Annotated in this window: 11 protein-coding genes; 8 read left to right on the top strand and 3 right to left on the bottom strand. The window is 72.2% G+C overall.

The window, feature by feature from the left end:
• Positions 1-181: 181 nt before the first annotated feature.
• A complete protein-coding gene (locus ACFYNS_RS04860) occupies positions 182-1,495 on the bottom strand; it encodes an NYN domain-containing protein (protein ID WP_388600889.1) in 1,314 nt (437 codons plus the stop codon).
• Between the two features lie 235 nt (positions 1,496-1,730).
• Between ACFYNS_RS04860 and ACFYNS_RS04855 the strand changes: the two genes are divergently transcribed.
• Positions 1,731-1,886, top strand: a complete 156-nt coding sequence (locus ACFYNS_RS04855; protein WP_019358568.1) for a hypothetical protein — start codon at positions 1,731-1,733, stop codon at positions 1,884-1,886.
• A gap of 528 nt (positions 1,887-2,414) precedes the next feature.
• Here ACFYNS_RS04855 and dnaE read toward each other — a convergent pair.
• A complete protein-coding gene (gene dnaE / locus ACFYNS_RS04850; RefSeq protein ID WP_388600800.1) occupies positions 2,415-5,960 on the bottom strand; it encodes a DNA polymerase III subunit alpha in 3,546 nt (1,181 codons plus the stop codon).
• A 255-nt stretch (positions 5,961-6,215) separates the two neighbouring features.
• Here dnaE and ACFYNS_RS04845 point away from each other — a divergent pair, with 255 nt between their 5' ends.
• From ACFYNS_RS04845 to ACFYNS_RS04820, 6 genes are all read left to right on the top strand, one after another.
• Positions 6,216-7,565, top strand: a complete 1,350-nt coding sequence (locus ACFYNS_RS04845; RefSeq protein WP_388600798.1) for a DUF2252 domain-containing protein — start codon at positions 6,216-6,218, stop codon at positions 7,563-7,565.
• Between the two features lie 187 nt (positions 7,566-7,752).
• Positions 7,753-8,454 carry a hypothetical protein gene (locus ACFYNS_RS04840; protein ID WP_388600796.1) on the top strand — a complete coding sequence of 234 codons (702 nt, stop codon included), beginning with the start codon at positions 7,753-7,755 and terminating at the stop codon, positions 8,452-8,454.
• Between the two features lie 44 nt (positions 8,455-8,498).
• The gene (locus tag ACFYNS_RS04835; RefSeq protein WP_388600794.1) at positions 8,499-9,260 is read left to right on the top strand and encodes a thioredoxin domain-containing protein; all 762 of its coding nucleotides are present in this window, start codon (positions 8,499-8,501) and stop codon (positions 9,258-9,260) included.
• Between the two features lie 80 nt (positions 9,261-9,340).
• Positions 9,341-11,011 (top strand): alkaline phosphatase D family protein, encoded by a 1,671-nt coding sequence (locus ACFYNS_RS04830; RefSeq protein WP_388600792.1) that lies wholly within the window; start codon positions 9,341-9,343, stop codon positions 11,009-11,011.
• 24 nt (positions 11,012-11,035) lie between these two features.
• The gene (locus ACFYNS_RS04825) at positions 11,036-12,661 is read left to right on the top strand and encodes a protein kinase (protein WP_388600790.1); all 1,626 of its coding nucleotides are present in this window, start codon (positions 11,036-11,038) and stop codon (positions 12,659-12,661) included.
• 181 nt (positions 12,662-12,842) lie between these two features.
• Positions 12,843-13,571: a hypothetical protein gene (locus tag ACFYNS_RS04820; RefSeq protein WP_360297107.1), complete on the top strand. Its 729-nt coding sequence runs from the start codon at positions 12,843-12,845 to the stop codon at positions 13,569-13,571.
• A gap of 101 nt (positions 13,572-13,672) precedes the next feature.
• On the opposite strand, the gene ACFYNS_RS04815 is transcribed toward ACFYNS_RS04820, so the two are convergent.
• Complete coding sequence (locus tag ACFYNS_RS04815) at positions 13,673-14,260, bottom strand: dienelactone hydrolase family protein (protein WP_360297110.1); 588 nt, start codon at positions 14,258-14,260, stop codon at positions 13,673-13,675.
• Positions 14,261-14,403: 143 nt separating this feature from the next.
• On the opposite strand from ACFYNS_RS04815, the gene ACFYNS_RS04810 reads away from it, so the two are divergent.
• Positions 14,404-15,441, top strand: a complete 1,038-nt coding sequence (locus tag ACFYNS_RS04810; protein WP_360297113.1) for a mechanosensitive ion channel domain-containing protein — start codon at positions 14,404-14,406, stop codon at positions 15,439-15,441.
• Positions 15,442-15,472 lie beyond the last annotated feature (31 nt).

Here is a 15,472-nt window from a genome sequence, read left to right as displayed (position 1 = left end):
CCTGCCGAGTGCCCGTTCTCACGACCTATGAGGGTACGCGTCCGGGTTCCGCCGGCCCGCTCCGACCCCTGCGGGCTCCCGGCGCGGCCGGTGGCGGCGGCACGGTGCGGGTGCGGAGCCGGTGGCGTGCCGCGGCGGGTACGCGGCCGACCCGGCCGGCGGAACGCGCTGCGCCGGGAGGTCAGTCACCGGCCGGTGCGTGCTCGGCCGAGGCGCCGGAGCGGGCGTCGACCTCGCGCCAGAAGCCCGCCCGGATCGCGTAGCGGTCGTGCTCGTCGATCTGGTCGTCCTTGTGCGCGAGCAGGCCGAACCGGGCCGCGTAGCGGAGCAGCTCGCCGTCGATCCGGTGCGGGATGCGGGGGTATTCGCCGGAGAGCTGGTTCAGATGCTGCTCGCTGCTCAGCCGCTCGGTCCAGCGCCGCGCGAAGACCTGACCGACCTCGAAGGGATCGCCGCTGACGGCGGTGATGTCCTCCTCGCGGTCGGCCCAGCGCTGCTCGGCGGTGGTGAGCTGGGCGAGCATCGGCAGGACCGCGGTCTCGGGCGGTTCGCCGGGTGCCGACCGCTCGACCCAGCCGCGGTCGGACGACCAGCGCAGCGTGGCCCCCGGCGGCCCGGCGGGCGGATGCGCCTGCTGCCCCTGGCGGCCGAGGCCGGCCAGGTCCTTGGGGGTGGGCACGCCTTCGCTCCGCTGCGGGGGTTGCCCGGAAGCGGGCCGCTCGGCATCCTCGCCGCCGTCCTCGGCCGCAGGCTGCGGCTCGGCTCCCTCGTCCTCCTCGGGCGGCCGGTCGGACGGCGCAGGGGCCGGACCGGAGGGGGCAGGGCCGGACGGGGCGGCGCCGCGGTGGCCCACGGAACCGTTCTTCCCGGTCTCCGGCAGCGGTGCGGAGAGGATCGCGGCGATCTCCGGGCGGGGTGCGGGCTGGGGCGCACAGGGCGCGGAGAGGTCCTTGGCCCGGACCACGGGGGTGATCCAGGTCCGGTCCAGCACGCGTCGCTCGTCGGCCTCGGCCACCAGGTCCTCGGACTGGTTGTAGTCCCCGTCGGCGGCCTGGACCGCCCACAGATGGACGGCCACTCCGTGCTCCTTCGCGGACATCAGCCCCGGCAGCAGATCGCCGTCGCCGGTCACCAGCACGATGTCGGAGCAGGCCCGATTGCGGGCGAGTTCGGTCAGCTCCGCGTGCATGGCGGCGTCCACACCCTTCTGCGCCCAGCGGCCGTCGCTGCGGGTGAGGGCCCCCAGCCGCACGGTCACCCGGGGCATCACGCGCAGCCTGCGGTGCTCGGGCTGCGGCACCCGGTCCGGGGCGCCGTCGAACCAGTAGATGCGCAGCAGCGCGCACTGGGTGTCGGCCTCCGCCTGCCGCCGGAGGGAGCGGATGAGACCTGCGTGGTCGACGGTGATCCGCGAGCGGGTGGGTTCCCCGGCCAGCAGGCTGGCGGCGGCGCCCAGCAGATATCCGGCGTCCACCAGGACGACGCAGCGGTCCACGACGTTCCACCCACTCTCGGTCATGACATCCAGCCGAGGCTGTGCCTTCGCGTGCCGGCCGTTCCCCGGGTCCTTCGAGTCTGCCCGACCGCGCGGGGGTTATCAGCCGGAACTCGATCATCGGCGTGGCGCCCACTCGCGGTAATTGTCCGACATGCACGGTATTTCAGGTCATGCGAATCTGAACGGGAGGACCCTCTCGTCCGGAGACGGACCTCCGTCGCAGGAGGCGAACATGGCGAAGAACAAGAACCGTCAACCGGCCCGGGAATCGCGCACCGCGGAGGAGCAGCAGCGGGAGCGGGAGCGCGCGAAGTCGGCTGCCGCGGAGCGGACGCCGCCCACCGGCGCCGCTCGCAAGGGCCGGGAACGCCGCTTCGGCCACAACTGAGCACACCTGGCCCACCGGGCCCGTCCCGTCGCACTCTCGTGCCCTGGCCGCAGTCGATGCTGCGGCCAGGGCACGAGGGCGACCACGACCGGGGCCCGGGGCCCGACCGGTGCCCGCGGCCGCCTGACGACCGGCCGACCGGCGAACCGCGGATCGGCAGGTCGGCGACCGTCGGACCGGCGACCGTCGCGGCGCTCGGCGCCGGGCCGCGACCCCCTTCGGTTCCGGGACCGGCAGCTGCGCGTCTCCGGGGCCGGAACCCGGATGCGGCCTCCCGGTCCGGGAGCCGGACCGGGAGGCACCGAGTCCGGACCCGGAGGCGGGGCCGGCCCGGAGGCGGGGCCGGGCCCGGAGGCGGGGCCGGCCCGGAGGCGGGGCCGGGCCCGGAGGCGGGGCCGGGCCCGGAGGCGGGGCCGGGCCCGGAGGCGGGGCCGGGCCCGGGGGCACCCGGAGTCCGGGGCCTCCCGGCTCGGCCGCTGCCCCGGAGGGACCGGAGGTCCGGGGCTCATCCGGTGCGTCCGGCGGGCCTCAGCCCGCCAGGCAGGCGGGGCCCAGCAGTTCCTTCAGGTCGCCGAAGAGCGCGGGGTCGGGGGTGACCCGGTGCCGGTCCAGCCGCAGCACCGTGGTCTTGCGCGCCCCCTCCAGCCGGACGCGCACCTCGCTGGCGCCGCGGTGCTGGGTCAGCACATAGCCCAGCTTCTCCACCAGCGGGGGCGTCACCTTGACGGTGGGGATGGTGATGGTGACCGGCGCGGTGGCGGACGCCTCGCTCAGGTCGGGGACCTGCAGCTCCATGGCGACGAGCCGGGGCACGTCCTCCCGCTTGTCCAGCCGCCCCTTGACGAACACGACGGCGTCCTCCACGAGCTGGGTGGAGACCAGCTGATAGGTGGCGGGGAAGAACATGCAGTCGATGGACCCGGCCAGGTCCTCGACGGTGGCGATGGCCCAGGCGTTGCCCTGCTTGGTCATCTTGCGCTGGAGGCCGGAGATGATGCCGCCGATGGTGACGATGGAGCCGTCGGAGTAGTCGCCGCCGGTCAGCTGGGCGATGGCCGCGTCGGCCTTCTCGTTGAGGACGTGCTCCAGGCCGAAGAGCGGGTGGTCGGAGACGTAGAGGCCGAGCATCTCCCGCTCCTGGGCGAGCAGATAGGTCTTGTCCCACTCCTCCTCGGAGAACTGCACGTCCAGGCCGAAGCCGGGGCCGGAGTCCGCGGTGTCGTCCCCGCCGAGGTCGCCGAAGAGGTCGAACTGGCCCTCGGCCTCCTTCCGCTTGACCTGCACCACGTTGTCGATCATCGGCTCGAACTGCGCGGTGAGGCCCTTGCGGGTGTGCCCCATCTCGTCGAACGCGCCGGCCTTGATCAGCGACTCCACCGTGCGCTTGTTGCAGACGACGGCCTCGACCTTGTCCAGGAAGTCCGGGAAGGAGGAGTACTTGCCCTTCGCCTTGCGGCACTTGACGATCGAGTCGACGACGTTCTGGCCCACGTTCCGCACGGCGGTGAGGCCGAAGACGATCGTGGTGTCGTCCCTGGAGGTGAAGTTCGCCTCCGACTCATTGACGTTGGGCGGCAGCACCTTGATGCCCATCTTGCGGCACTCGTTGAGGTAGACGGCCGACTTGTCCTTGTCGTCACGCACCGAGGTGAGCAGTGCGGACATGTACTCCGCGGGGTAGTTGGCCTTGAGGTAGGCCGTCCAGTAGGTGACCAGCCCGTAGGCGGAGGAGTGCGCTTTGTTGAAGGCGTACCCGGCGAAGGGGACCAGCACGTCCCAGACGGCCTGGATGGCGCCGTCCGAGTAGCCGTTGTCCCGCATGCCCTTCTGGAAGTTCACGAACTCCTTGTCGAGAACCTCCTTCTTCTTCTTGCCCATCGCCCGGCGCAGCAGGTCGGCCTGGCCCAGTGAGTAGCCGGCCAGCACCTGGGCGGCCTTCTGCACCTGCTCCTGGTAGACGATCAGGCCGTGCGTGATGTCGAGGACGTCCCTGAGCGGCTCCTCCAGCTCCGGGTGGATCGGCGTGATCTCCTGCTGGCCGTTCTTCCGCAGCGCGTAGTTGATGTGGGAGTTCATCCCCATCGGGCCGGGGCGGTAGAGGGCCGAGACCGCGGAGATGTCCTCGAAGTGGTCGGGCTTCATCATGCGCAGCAGGGAGCGCATCGGGCCGCCGTCGAACTGGAAGACGCCGAGGGTGTCGCCGCGGCACAGCAGCTCGAACGCCTTGGGGTCGTCCAGCGGCAGGTCGAGGAGCTTGAGGTCGACGCCCTTGTTCTTGCGGATCATCTTGACCGCGTCGTCCATGATGGTGAGGTTGCGCAGCCCCAGGAAGTCCATCTTCAGCAGGCCGAGCGACTCGCAGCTGGGATAGTCCCACTGGGTGACGACGGTGCCGTCGTTCTTCGGCGAGAAGATCGGCGCGTGGTCGATGACCGGCTCGCTGGACATGATGACGCCCGCCGCGTGCATGCCCATCTGGCGCACCAGGCCCTCGATGCCCATGGCGGAGTCGATGACCTTCTTGACGTCCGGCTCGTTCTCGTACATCCCGCGCACCTCGCCCGCCTCGCTGTAGCGGGGGTGGTTCGGGTCGGTGATGCCGGAGAGCGGGATGCCCTTGCCGAGCACGTCGGCGGGCATCGCCTTGGTGATGCGGTCGCCCATCGCGTAGGGGTAGCCCAGCACGCGGGAGGCGTCCTTGATGGCGGCCTTCGCCTTGATCGTGCCGTAGGTGCCGATCATGGCGACCTTGTCGGCGCCGTACTTCTCCGTGACGTAGCGGATCACGTCACCGCGCCGGCGCTCGTCGAAGTCGATGTCGACGTCGGGCATGGTGACGCGCTCGGGGTTGAGGAACCGCTCGAAGATCAGCCCGTGGGTGACGGGGTCGAGGTCGGTGATGCCCATGGCGTAACTGACGATCGAGCCCGCCGCCGAGCCGCGGCCCGGACCGACCGCGATGCCGTTGTCCTTGGCCCAGTTGATGAAGTCGGCGACCACCAGGAAGTACCCGGGGAAGCCCATGTCGATGATGACCTTCATCTCGTAGTCCGCCAGCTCCTGGCGGTCCTGGGGCACACCCCCCGGGAAGCGGCGGGCCATTCCGCGCCGGACCTCCTCGCGGAACCAGGAGATCTCGTCGTACCCCTCGGGCACGTCGAACTTCGGCATCAGGTTCTTGGGCTCGAACATGCCCTCGGTCTCGATGCGCTCGGCGATCAGGAGCTGCGTGTTGCGGCAGCCCGACTGCCAGGCCTCCGAGGAGTCGATGCCGTACATCTCCTCGGCGGTCTTGAGGTAATAGCCGGAACCGTCGAAGCTGAAGCGGTCCGGGTCCGAGAGATTGCTGCCGGTCTGGATGCACAGCAGGGTGTCGTGCGCCGCCGACTCACGCGCATAGGTGTAGTGCGAGTCGTTGGTGACGACGAAGGGCGCGTCGAGCTTCCGCGCGATGCGCTCCAGGCCGTCCCGCGCCCGCTTGTCGATCTCGATGTCGTGGTCCATCAGCTCGACGAAGAAGTTCTCCTTGCCGAAGATGTCCTGGTACTCCCCGGCGGCCTGGAGCGCCTCGTCCTCCATCCCCAGCCGGATCTTGGTGCTCACCTCCCCGGAGGGGCAGCCGGTGGTCGCCATCAGACCCTCGGCGTACTCGGCGAGCAGCTCGCGGTCCATCCTGGGCTTGCGGAAGAAGCCCTCCAGACTGGCCCGCGACTGGGCGCGGAAGAGGTTGTGCAGCCCCGTGGCGTTCCTGGCCCACATCGTCATGTGGGTGTAGGCGCCGTTGCCGGACACGTCGTCCCGCTTCTGGTGCGGGGTGCCCCACTTGACCGGGCGGGTGTTCCTGCGGTGGTCGGGGGCCAGGTACGCCTCGATGCCGATGATCGGCGTCACCCCGGCGTCCTTTGCGGAGTGGAAGAAGTCGTAGGCCCCGTGCAGATTGCCGTGGTCGGTCATCGCGATATGCGACATGCCCATCTCATTGCAGGCGTTGAACATGTCCTTGAGCCGGGCCGCACCGTCGAGGAGCGAGTACTGCGTGTGCACATGCAGATGAGTGAAGGGGTTGTCACTCACGACGAGGCCACCTCCGGGCGCGGGTCTTCAGGGGCGAAGGGGAAGTCTACGGCCCGCCACCGACAGTCCCCGACGAGCCGTCCGGGGCCGCGCGGAGCGCTGTTCCGTATCCGGCCCGCGGCTGTTCGGCGTCCGGTCCACGACCGTTCCGCACCCGCGCAGAACCATCCTGGCCCCCGGCGGCGTCGGCGTAGGTTGGACACTCGATTCGTCATACACCGGTTTCGGTCCCCTACCGCCCCACGGAGCGCACCCATGACCACGGCAGGCCAGGCAGCAGAACGCGGCGAGACCATACTGGAGGTCTTCGACACGGCCTTCGGCGACCTCCTCGCCGCCGACCCGGCGGCCTTCCGGACCAAGTTCCGCAAGATGGCGGCCTCCGCCTTCGCCTTCTACCGGGGCACCGCCTGCCTCTTCTACGCCGACCTGACGGCACCCGGCAGCGCCTACGGACCGGGCGCCGGCAGCGGCCCGTTCCTCGACGAGCGCACCAGCCGGGTGTGGATACACGGCGACCTGCACGCCGAGAACTTCGGCACCTACATGAACGCCCACGGCCGGGTGCTCTTCAACGTCAACGACTTCGACGAGGCCTACGTGGGCCCCTTCACCTGGGACCTCAAGCGCTTCGCGGCCTCCGTGGCGCTGCTGGGCTACAGCAAGGCGCTCAGCGACGAGCAGATCACCGCGCTGGTGACCACCTACGCCGACGCCTACCGCGACCGCATCCGGGACCTGGTCGAGGGCGTCTCGGAGAACGAGCCGCCCGCCCTCACCCTGGACACCGCGCGCGGCCCGGTGCTGGACGCGCTCCGCGCGGCACGCGCCAACACCCGCTTCGGACTGCTGGGCACCATGACCGAGATCCGCGACTGGGAGCGCCGCTTCACCCCGGGCGGCGGCTCCATCGAGCTGGACGCGGAGACCCGGGCCGCGGTGCTGGCGTCCTTCGACTCCTACCTGGCGACACTCCCGCACAGCGCGGACCGCGAGCAGCACGGCGCGCACCGCGTCAAGGACGTGGTGGGCCGCCGCGGCATCGGGATAGGCAGCGCGGGCCTGCCCTCGTACAACATCCTGCTGGAGGGGCACAGCGACGCCCTGGAGAACGACCTGGTCATCTACATGAAGCAGGCGCAGACCCCGGCCGTCTCGCGGCACATCACCGACCCGGCGGTGCGCGACTACTTCCGGCACGAGGGCCACCGCACCGTCATCTCGCAGCGCGCGCTCCAGGCGCACGCCGACCCCTGGCTGGGCTGGACGGAGCTGAACGGCGCGGGCCAGCTGGTCGCGGAGGTCTCGCCCTACGCGGTGGACCTGGACTGGTCGGAGCTGTCGGACCCGGAGGAGATGTCGCAGGTCACAGCGGACCTCGCCCGGGCGACGGCGACGATGCACGCAGCGGCCGACGAGGCGGAGAGCGGGCACAGCCTGGTGCCCTTCTCCACCGAGCGCGCCATCCACGAGGCGATCTCCTCCGACGAGGGGGGCTTCCGCGCGCTGCTGGTGGACTTCGCCCACACCTACGGCGCCCGGGCCCGGCACGACCACCAGATCTTCGTCGACCTCTTCCGCAACGGCCGCATCGCCGGGATGTGAGGCTCCCGGGGACGTCCGGGAACCCCTGGGGCCGCTGCGGCGCCCCGGGGCCCGGGCAGGCCCGGCAGCGGCCCCCGCGGGCTCCGCCCGCCGGCCCGCGGAGGCGGGCGGGGCAGCCCGCTGCGCCCGTGACCGGTTCCGGCCCTTCGCAGACTGCCCGCCTGCTCCCATGGCACACTCGGACCCCATGGGAACAGCGGGAGTACGGACGGTGCGGGCGGGGATCTTCACCGCCCTCTGCGTCGCCCTGTCCTCCGGAGCCCACGTGCTGCTCTCCGGCTCCCCCGTTCCGCTGCGCCCCTTCCTGCTCGTCTCGGCGGCGGTCTTCGCGGCGGCGTTCGCGCTGGCCGGCCGGGAGCGGGGCTTCGCCCGGATAGCGGCGCTCCTGGTCCCGCTGGAGCTGGCCGCCGACACCGTCTTCACCACCGGCCGGCACGCCTGCTACGGGCAGGCGGGCGGGCCGGTCACCGGGCCGCTGCGCTCGGTGGGCGTCGATCTGCTGTGCGGCGGCGGCAGCGTGGGCACGCCGCTGGCGCGGATGACCGCGCACGGCGGCCAGGCCACCGCCTACCCGGCGGGCGTGCACGGGGTGCCGGGCACGGCACTCCCCTGGCTGCTGCTGGCGGCGCACGTCGCTGCGGGCCTGCTGGCCGCCCTGTGGCTGCGCCGCGGCGAGGCGGCCGCGGCGAGGCTGCTGCGCGCAGCAGCCACCGGTGCGTTCCGTCCGCTGCGGATCGCGGTCGCCGCCGTCGGTGCCGTCCGCGACCCCGGCCCGGTGCTGCCGCCGCGGGCTTCCGCGCCCGGTGCCCCGCCCGCGCTGCCGCTGCTGACCCACTCCGTACACCGTCGCGGGCCGCCTGCCCGGACCGCCGTGGCACCGGCGGTCTGAGGCAAGGATTCCCCCGCGTACGGACATCGGAGAAGAAGACAGCCATGAGCAAGCGCAACAGCCAGGAAGCCAAGCGCGCGGCCCGCGAGCGGCTGCGCATCGAGCGCGAGAAGCAGGCGAAGAAGGAGCGGACCCGGCGGCAGCTGCTGGTCGCCCTCTCGGTCGTCGGGGTGCTGGCCGTGGTGGCCGGTATCGGGATCTTCGTCGCCAAGCTGAACAGCCAGGACGCCAGCGACGACGGCATGTCCGTCACGACCGCGGGCACCAAGGCGGAGAAGACCGTGGACGTCTACGAGGACCTGCGCTGCCCGGCGTGCGCCAGCTTCGAGCAGGCGATGGGCGCGCCGCTGCAGAAGGGCGCCGAGGAGGGCAAGTACAAGCTGCGCGTCCACCTCGGCGCCATCATCGACGGCAACATGGGCGGCTCCGGCTCCCGCAACGCCGCCCGCGCGCTGGGCGCCGCCAAGGCCGTGAGCGTCCAGGCGTTCGCGGACTACAAGGCGAAGCTGTACTCGGCCAAGTGGCACCCGGAGGAGCAGGAGGACAAGTTCGCCGACAACGACTACCTGCTCAAGGTCTCGGACACGGTCCCGGAGCTGAAGGACAACAAGGCGTTCGAGAAGGCCGTCAAGGGCAAGAAGTACACCAAGTGGGCCAAGGACATGATCGCCGGCTTCAACGGCGCCGACGTCCAGAGCACCCCCACCGTCAAGATCGACGGTGAGCAGGTGCAGCCCCAGGACGTGCCCGCCAAGCTCAAGGAGCTGGGTGTGGACCTGAAGTCGGGCAAGGACGAGAAGAAGTAGCCCGCGGCGGCCGGGAACGGCGAGGGGCGGACTGTACGAGGTCTGCCCCTCGTTCGTACTCGTGCGTAACATGACCGCTCGTGACTTCTCCTCACTCGAGAACCGAACAGTCCCTGTCCGGCGGCGTGCTGCCCGCGCCGCGGCGCCGCTCCGTGGTCGCCGCCGGTGCGGCCGGTGCCGCGCTGCTGCCGCTCGCGGGCGCGGCGAGCGCGGCCGACGCCGGCCCCTCCTTCGTGCACGGTGTCGCCTCGGGCGATCCGCTGCCCGACGGGGTGCTGCTGTGGACCCGGGTCACCCCGGAGCCCGGCGCCGTCCCCGGCTCGGGCCGGGGTGCCGCGGTCGAGGTGGCCTGGGAGGTGGCCGCGGACCGCGGGTTCACCGACCGCGTGGCGCATGGCACCGTGCGGGCCCAGGCCGCCTCCGACCACACCGTCAAGGCCGATGTGCGCGGGCTGCGCCCGGCCACCACCTACTTCTTCCGCTTCACCGCCGGCGGCGTGCACTCGCCCACCGGCCGCACCCGTACCGCCCCCGCCGAGGGCGCGGAGGTCTCCGGGCTCCGCTTCGGGGTGGTCTCGTGCGCCAACTACGAGGGCGGCTGGTTCGCCTCCTACCGGCATCTGGCGGCCCGCTCCGACCTGGACGCGGTGCTGCACCTGGGCGACTACATCTACGAGTACGGGCACGGCGAGTACCCCACCGGGGACGACGTCGTGCGGACCGTCCAGCCCGAGCACGAGATCGTCTCGCTCGCCGACTACCGGATCCGGCACGGCCACTACAAGGCGGACCCCGACCTGCGGGCGATGCACGCGGCACACCCCCTCGTCGCAATCTGGGACGACCACGAGTTCGCCGACAACGCCTGGTCGGGCGGGGCCGTCAACCACGACCCGGGGACGGAGGGCGGCTGGGCGCAGCGGGTCGCGGCGGCGAAGCAGGCGTACTTCGAGTGGCTCCCGGTACGGCCCTCCACCGCGGGCACCACCTTCCGGCGGCTGCGGTTCGGGCAGTTGGCCGAGCTGCATCTGCTGGATCTGCGCTCGTTCCGCGACGCGCAGGCCGAGGTGGGGCACGGCCGGGACATCGACGACCCGGACCGCACCCTGACCGGGCGCAAGCAGCTGGACTGGCTGAAGAAGGGGCTGGCGAGCTCGCAGGCCCGCTGGAAGCTCGTCGGCAACCCGGTGATGATCTCCCAGGTGGCCTTCGGCTCCGTCCCGGCCAAGTTCCTCGGGCCGCTGGGCGAGTTGCTCGGCGTCCCCAAGGAGGGGCTGGCCGTCAACACCGACCAGTGGGACGGCTACACGGACGACCGCCGGGAACTCCTCACCCATCTGCGGGACAACCGGATCACCGACACCGTCTTCCTCACCGGTGACATCCATATGAACTGGGCCAACGAGGTTCCGCTGCACGCGGCCGACTACCCCCGCGAAGCCCCGCTGGCAACGGAGTTCGTCATCACCTCCGTCACTTCCGACAACCTGGACGACACCCTGCACGTGGCGCCCGACACCCTCTCGGGCCTCGCCGAGGCGGCCGTCCGCGCCGCCAACCGGCACGTGCGCTGGGTCGACATGGACTCGCACGGCTTCGGGGTGCTGGACGTGGACACACACCGGGCGCAGATGGACTATTTCGTACTGTCCGACAAGGCGGACAAGAACGCGACCGCCGCCCTGCGCCGCTCGTACCGCACCGATTCCGGCTCGCAGCGGATCGAACGGACGTATCGCCCCCTGAGCTGAGCCGCACCGCCGTAGGCTGGCCCCATGGCAGGGGGCGAGCAGGGGGAGCAGGGGCACCTCGTCGATCAGCGTTTCGAACTGCTGGAGACGCTGGGGGCCGGGGGCATGGGAACGGTGTGGCGGGCGCGGGACGTCGCGCTGCACCGCGAGGTGGCGCTGAAGGAGGTCCGGCCCCCGTCGGCCGGCCCCGGCGGTCCCGAGGCGGCCCTGGAGGGGTCGGAGGGGTCCCGGGCACTGCGGGAGCGTGTGCTGCGGGAGGCCCGGGCCCTGGCCCGGCTCAGCCATCCGCACGTGGTGACGATCCACCACATCGTGGACGAGGGGCCCTACCCCTGGCTCGTGATGGAGCTGGTGGACGGCCCCTCGCTGGAGCAGCGGCTGGCGGAGGGGCCGCTGGAGCCGCGCACGGCCGCCCGGCTGGGCCGCGAGGTGCTCTCGGCGCTGCGCACGGCGCACGCCGCGGGTATCCAGCACCGCGATGTGAAGCCCGGCAACGTGCTGCTGCGCGCGGACGGTTCGGCGGTGCTCACCGACTTCGGCATCGCCGCGCTCCAGGACTCCGCCGCGGTGACGGCCACGGGCGAGTTCCTGGGGTCGCCGGAGTTCGTCGCGCCGGAGCGGGTCCGCGGGGTGGACGACGACCCGGCCGGTGATCTGTGGTCACTGGCGCTGACGTTGTACGTGTGCACGGAGGGCCGCAGTCCGCTGCGCCGCGCCACCACGCTGGCCACCATCGCGGCGGTGCTCGACGATCCGGTACCGCCACCGGTGCGCAGCGGGGCGCTGGCGCCGGTGCTGGCCGCGGTGCTCGTCAAGGATCCGGCGGCCCGGCCCGACGGGGCGGAGCTGGAGCGGATGCTGGGGGACGTCGCGGAGGGCCGGGCGGCGACGCCGTACCTGCCGACGGAGACGTCGATCCCGGTCCGCTCCCCGGGGACACCTCAGGTGCCGCCGCCCGTACCGGAACCGGGGGCACTCGCCGCGGCGCCCGCCGGCGCGGGCGGGGCGGCGCCGTGGAGGCGGGCCGGGTGGGCGGCTGCGGGCGGCGTGCTGGCGGCCGCGCTCGTCGCCGGGGGCCTGTTCCTGCTGGTCCGGCCGGGCGACTCCGACGGCGCGGCGGCCGGGGCCGACGACGGCAGGCGCGGCGCGCGCCCGGCACCGACGGCGTCCGACGCGCAGGACGCCTCCTCCGCGCCGGAGACCAGCACCTCCGCGGAGGAGCGGGAACCGGAGACGACCCCGAGCCGGGAACCGGAACCCAGCACGTCCTCGGCCCGGTCCGGCCCTCCGCCCGACTCCCCGACCGCCTCCCCCGCCGACACCTGGGTGGCGCAACTCGGTTCGGTCGCGAAGGCGGACGGCACCGGCGCACGCGAGAAGATGCGCGCCGCTTTGAGCCGCAAGGCCGACGGGGTGCGCTATCTCGACAGCGACAGCTTCGCCTCGCTGCGCGGGGGCTACTGGATGTTCTACAGCTCCGGACCCGCGGACGGCTTCCCCGACGGGACGGCGGCGGCCTCCTGGTGCAGCGCGCGGGGCCTCACCTCGTCGAACCAGTGCGTGGGCCGCTATGTCAGCGACGATGCCGCGGACCGCCCCTACATCTGCGCGCCCGGCGCCGCCCAGGGCACGGGGCGCTGCGAGCGCTGAGCCGTCCGGCCGCAGCGCACTGCGGCCGCGTTGGGCCGACCGGCGGCCGAGCGCCCTCCCTTCCGGCGGCGGTGCGCCTGTCGCCGCCGCGGTCCGACTCTCCTGTGCGTACGTTTTGTGGGCATTCGACGCGTTGGACCCTGCGCCCCGAGGGCGCGTGATGCGGAGGTCGAGGGAGACCATGGGCTGGACACGCGCACGGAGGACGGCAGCCGCGGCCGCGATCTCCGGACTGCTCGCGCTCGTTCCGGCGGCGCCGGCGGCACCGGCCGCCGGCAGCGCCGGGGAACGGGCGGGACGCACGCTCTCGTCCGGGGTCGCGGAGGCGGAACCGGCCACCGCACGGACCCCGCCGCCGCCCCGGCTGCCGCGGAACTTCAACGGCAGGGGCAAGTGGATCGTCCGGGACCTGGGGATCGAGGTCCCCTTCCGTTGGGATGGTCGCGACGGCGACAGCCAGATGGTGGCGGGCGGCCCGCAGTATCCGATCTGGTTCACGAACCTGATCTACCGCGGGACGCTCTACACACTCACCTACAAGTGGCCCGGGCTGACCGAGCACACCTGCTCGAAGATCCCCGGCTTCGACCGGGAACGGCTGAACGCGCTGCTCGCCAAGGCGCGGTTCGTCGGACGCGAGACCCTGGAGCGCACCCCGCGGCGGCGGGTGAACCACTGGCGGGTCGGGGTCGTCCTGCCGCAGCGGCCGCCGGGCAACCACCTGCGGTTCCCGCTCGCCCTCGGGGACGTCTACGTCGACCAGCGGGATCCCGGCACCTTCTGGCAGGTGCTCCAGTTCGGGGTCCAGAATCTCTTTGATCCCGAGCTGGACGAGTGGCTGGTGATGAACACCTTCGCGCATCGTCCGGGAGAGGTGAAGCTGCCGCGACGGTGCCGCACCGCCTCCTGAGCCTCCCCGGGCGGCGGGGCGCCTGAGCGCCCGCGGCGCCCCGGCCTGAGTACCGCCGCGGGGTCACCGGCTCCGCCGGGCCGGGCGGGCCCGGCGTGCGCCTACAGCGTCTCCAGGAACCCCAGCACCGTGCGCCAGGTGCGCTCGGCGGCCTCCTCGTCGTAGTCCTCCAGCCCGGCGTGCGTGTACAGATGCCCGGCCGCCGGATAGCGGTGCACCTCCACGTCGGCACCGGCCTGCTGCATCCGCAGATACCAGGAGGTCAGCCAGTCGTGCGGCTCGAAGGCGTCGGGATCGCCGACATGGAGCTGCACGGGCAGGTCGTCGACCGCCGCGTCCTCCGGAATGTCCGAGGTGCCGGAGAAGAGCACCAGGCCGCGGGCCTTCTCGTCGGCCAGCGCGAGGGTCTGGGCGATGGAGCCGCCCATCGAGAAGCCCGCGTAGACCAGCCCCTTGCCCGAGTGCGGCGCCGCGGCGGCCACGGCCCTGCGCAGCAGCTCGTCGCGGTCGGGGCTGCCCTCCTCCTCGCGCATCCGCATCCCCTCCTCCACCGAGGCGGCGGTCCGGCCGTCGAACAGGTCGGGGGTCACCACCTCGTGCCCCGCGGCGCGGAGCCGCTCCGCCGCGGCGCGCACGTCCGGAGTGAGCCCGCACACGGAGTGCAGGAGAACGAGCGATACGGGTGCCACAGATGTCACTTCCTTCACAAAGAACCCCTGGTGCGGCTCCTGGAGCCGGGTACTCCACATGGTGCCAGGTACGGTCGTCGGTGGTCCCAGAGCGGCCCGTCCCGGCACCGAGCCCGGGAACCCCCGTCAGGAGAAAGGCGACCATGGAGAACGTGCTCCGGCCCGTCATCGTCTTCGGTGGCGCGATCGTGCTCTCGTACGTGCTCGCCTGGGCCGTCGACCGGCTGATGGTACGCCTGGACACCCGCCACCCGGAGACCCCGATGTGGGGGCTGCTGCGCAGCGGGCGCTTCCCCTTCCAGGCGGTCCTCTTCGTGCTGCTGGTCAGCAGCTTCTTCGACAGCACACACCTGGCCAAGGACCACCGGGCCGGTGTCGACCGGTGGCTGACCATCGTGCTGATCGCCGCCTCGGCCTGGCTGATCCTGCGCATCGTCGCCGCCATAACGGAGACGCTGGCCAACCGGTACGCCGGCGCCGCCCTGGACCCGGCGCGCGGACGGCGGGTACGCACCCAGCTCACCCTCATCCGGCGGCTGATCACCGCCGTGGTGACGGTGATCGCGGTGGCCGCGGTGCTGCTCCAGTTCCCGGGCATGAAGACGTTCGGCACCTCGATGCTCGCCTCGGCCGGTGTGCTGGGCATCGTCGCCGGTATCGCGGCCCAGTCGACGCTGGGCAACCTGTTCGCCGGGCTGTCGATCGCCTTCGGCGACATGGTGCGGATCGGCGACGAGGTCGTGGTCGAGGGGGAACTCGGCACGGTCGAGGAGATCACCGTCTCCTACCTGGTGATCCTCACCTGGGACGAGCGCCGGATCACGATGCCGGTCTCCTACTTCACCAACAAGCCGTTCGAGAACTGGTCCCGCGGCGGCCCGCAGATGACCGGCACCGTCTACCTCCACCTCGACCACTCGACCCCCGTCGCCGAGCTGCGCGCCAAGACGGAGGAGCTGGTCCGGGCCAGCGACGAGTGGGACGGGCGGAACTGGAACGTGGTGGTCACCGGGACCACGCCGACCACCGTCGAGGTACGGGTGGCCGTCACGGCGCGCACCTCCGGCGACCTGTGGGCGCTGCGCTGCTCGCTGCGCGAGGACCTGATCGCCTGGCTGCGGGCTTACCACCCCGACTCGCTGCCGGGAATCCGGTACATCCCGCAGGAGAAGTCGATCTGACCCGCGGGCCCCGGCCCTGCTGTCCGGTGCC

It is taken from the genome of Streptomyces sp. NPDC006925 (assembly GCF_042869575.1).
Taxonomy (GTDB): Bacteria; Actinomycetota; Actinomycetes; order Streptomycetales; family Streptomycetaceae; genus Streptomyces.
This window is presented reverse-complemented; position numbering and strand designations above follow the sequence as displayed.

Bases quoted from the DNA above. Each gene is read 5' to 3' on its own strand.
- ACFYNS_RS04855 (WP_019358568.1), top strand. From the start codon at position 1,731: ATGGCGAAGAACAAGAACCGTCAACCGGCCCGGGAATCGCGCACCGCG.
- ACFYNS_RS04845 (WP_388600798.1), top strand. From the start codon at position 6,216: ATGACCACGGCAGGCCAGGCAGCAGAACGCGGCGAGACCATACTGGAG.
- ACFYNS_RS04840 (WP_388600796.1), top strand. From the start codon at position 7,753: ATGGGAACAGCGGGAGTACGGACGGTGCGGGCGGGGATCTTCACCGCC.
- ACFYNS_RS04835 (WP_388600794.1), top strand. From the start codon at position 8,499: ATGAGCAAGCGCAACAGCCAGGAAGCCAAGCGCGCGGCCCGCGAGCGG.
- ACFYNS_RS04825 (WP_388600790.1), top strand. From the start codon at position 11,036: ATGGCAGGGGGCGAGCAGGGGGAGCAGGGGCACCTCGTCGATCAGCGT.
- ACFYNS_RS04820 (WP_360297107.1), top strand. From the start codon at position 12,843: ATGGGCTGGACACGCGCACGGAGGACGGCAGCCGCGGCCGCGATCTCC.
- ACFYNS_RS04810 (WP_360297113.1), top strand. From the start codon at position 14,404: ATGGAGAACGTGCTCCGGCCCGTCATCGTCTTCGGTGGCGCGATCGTG.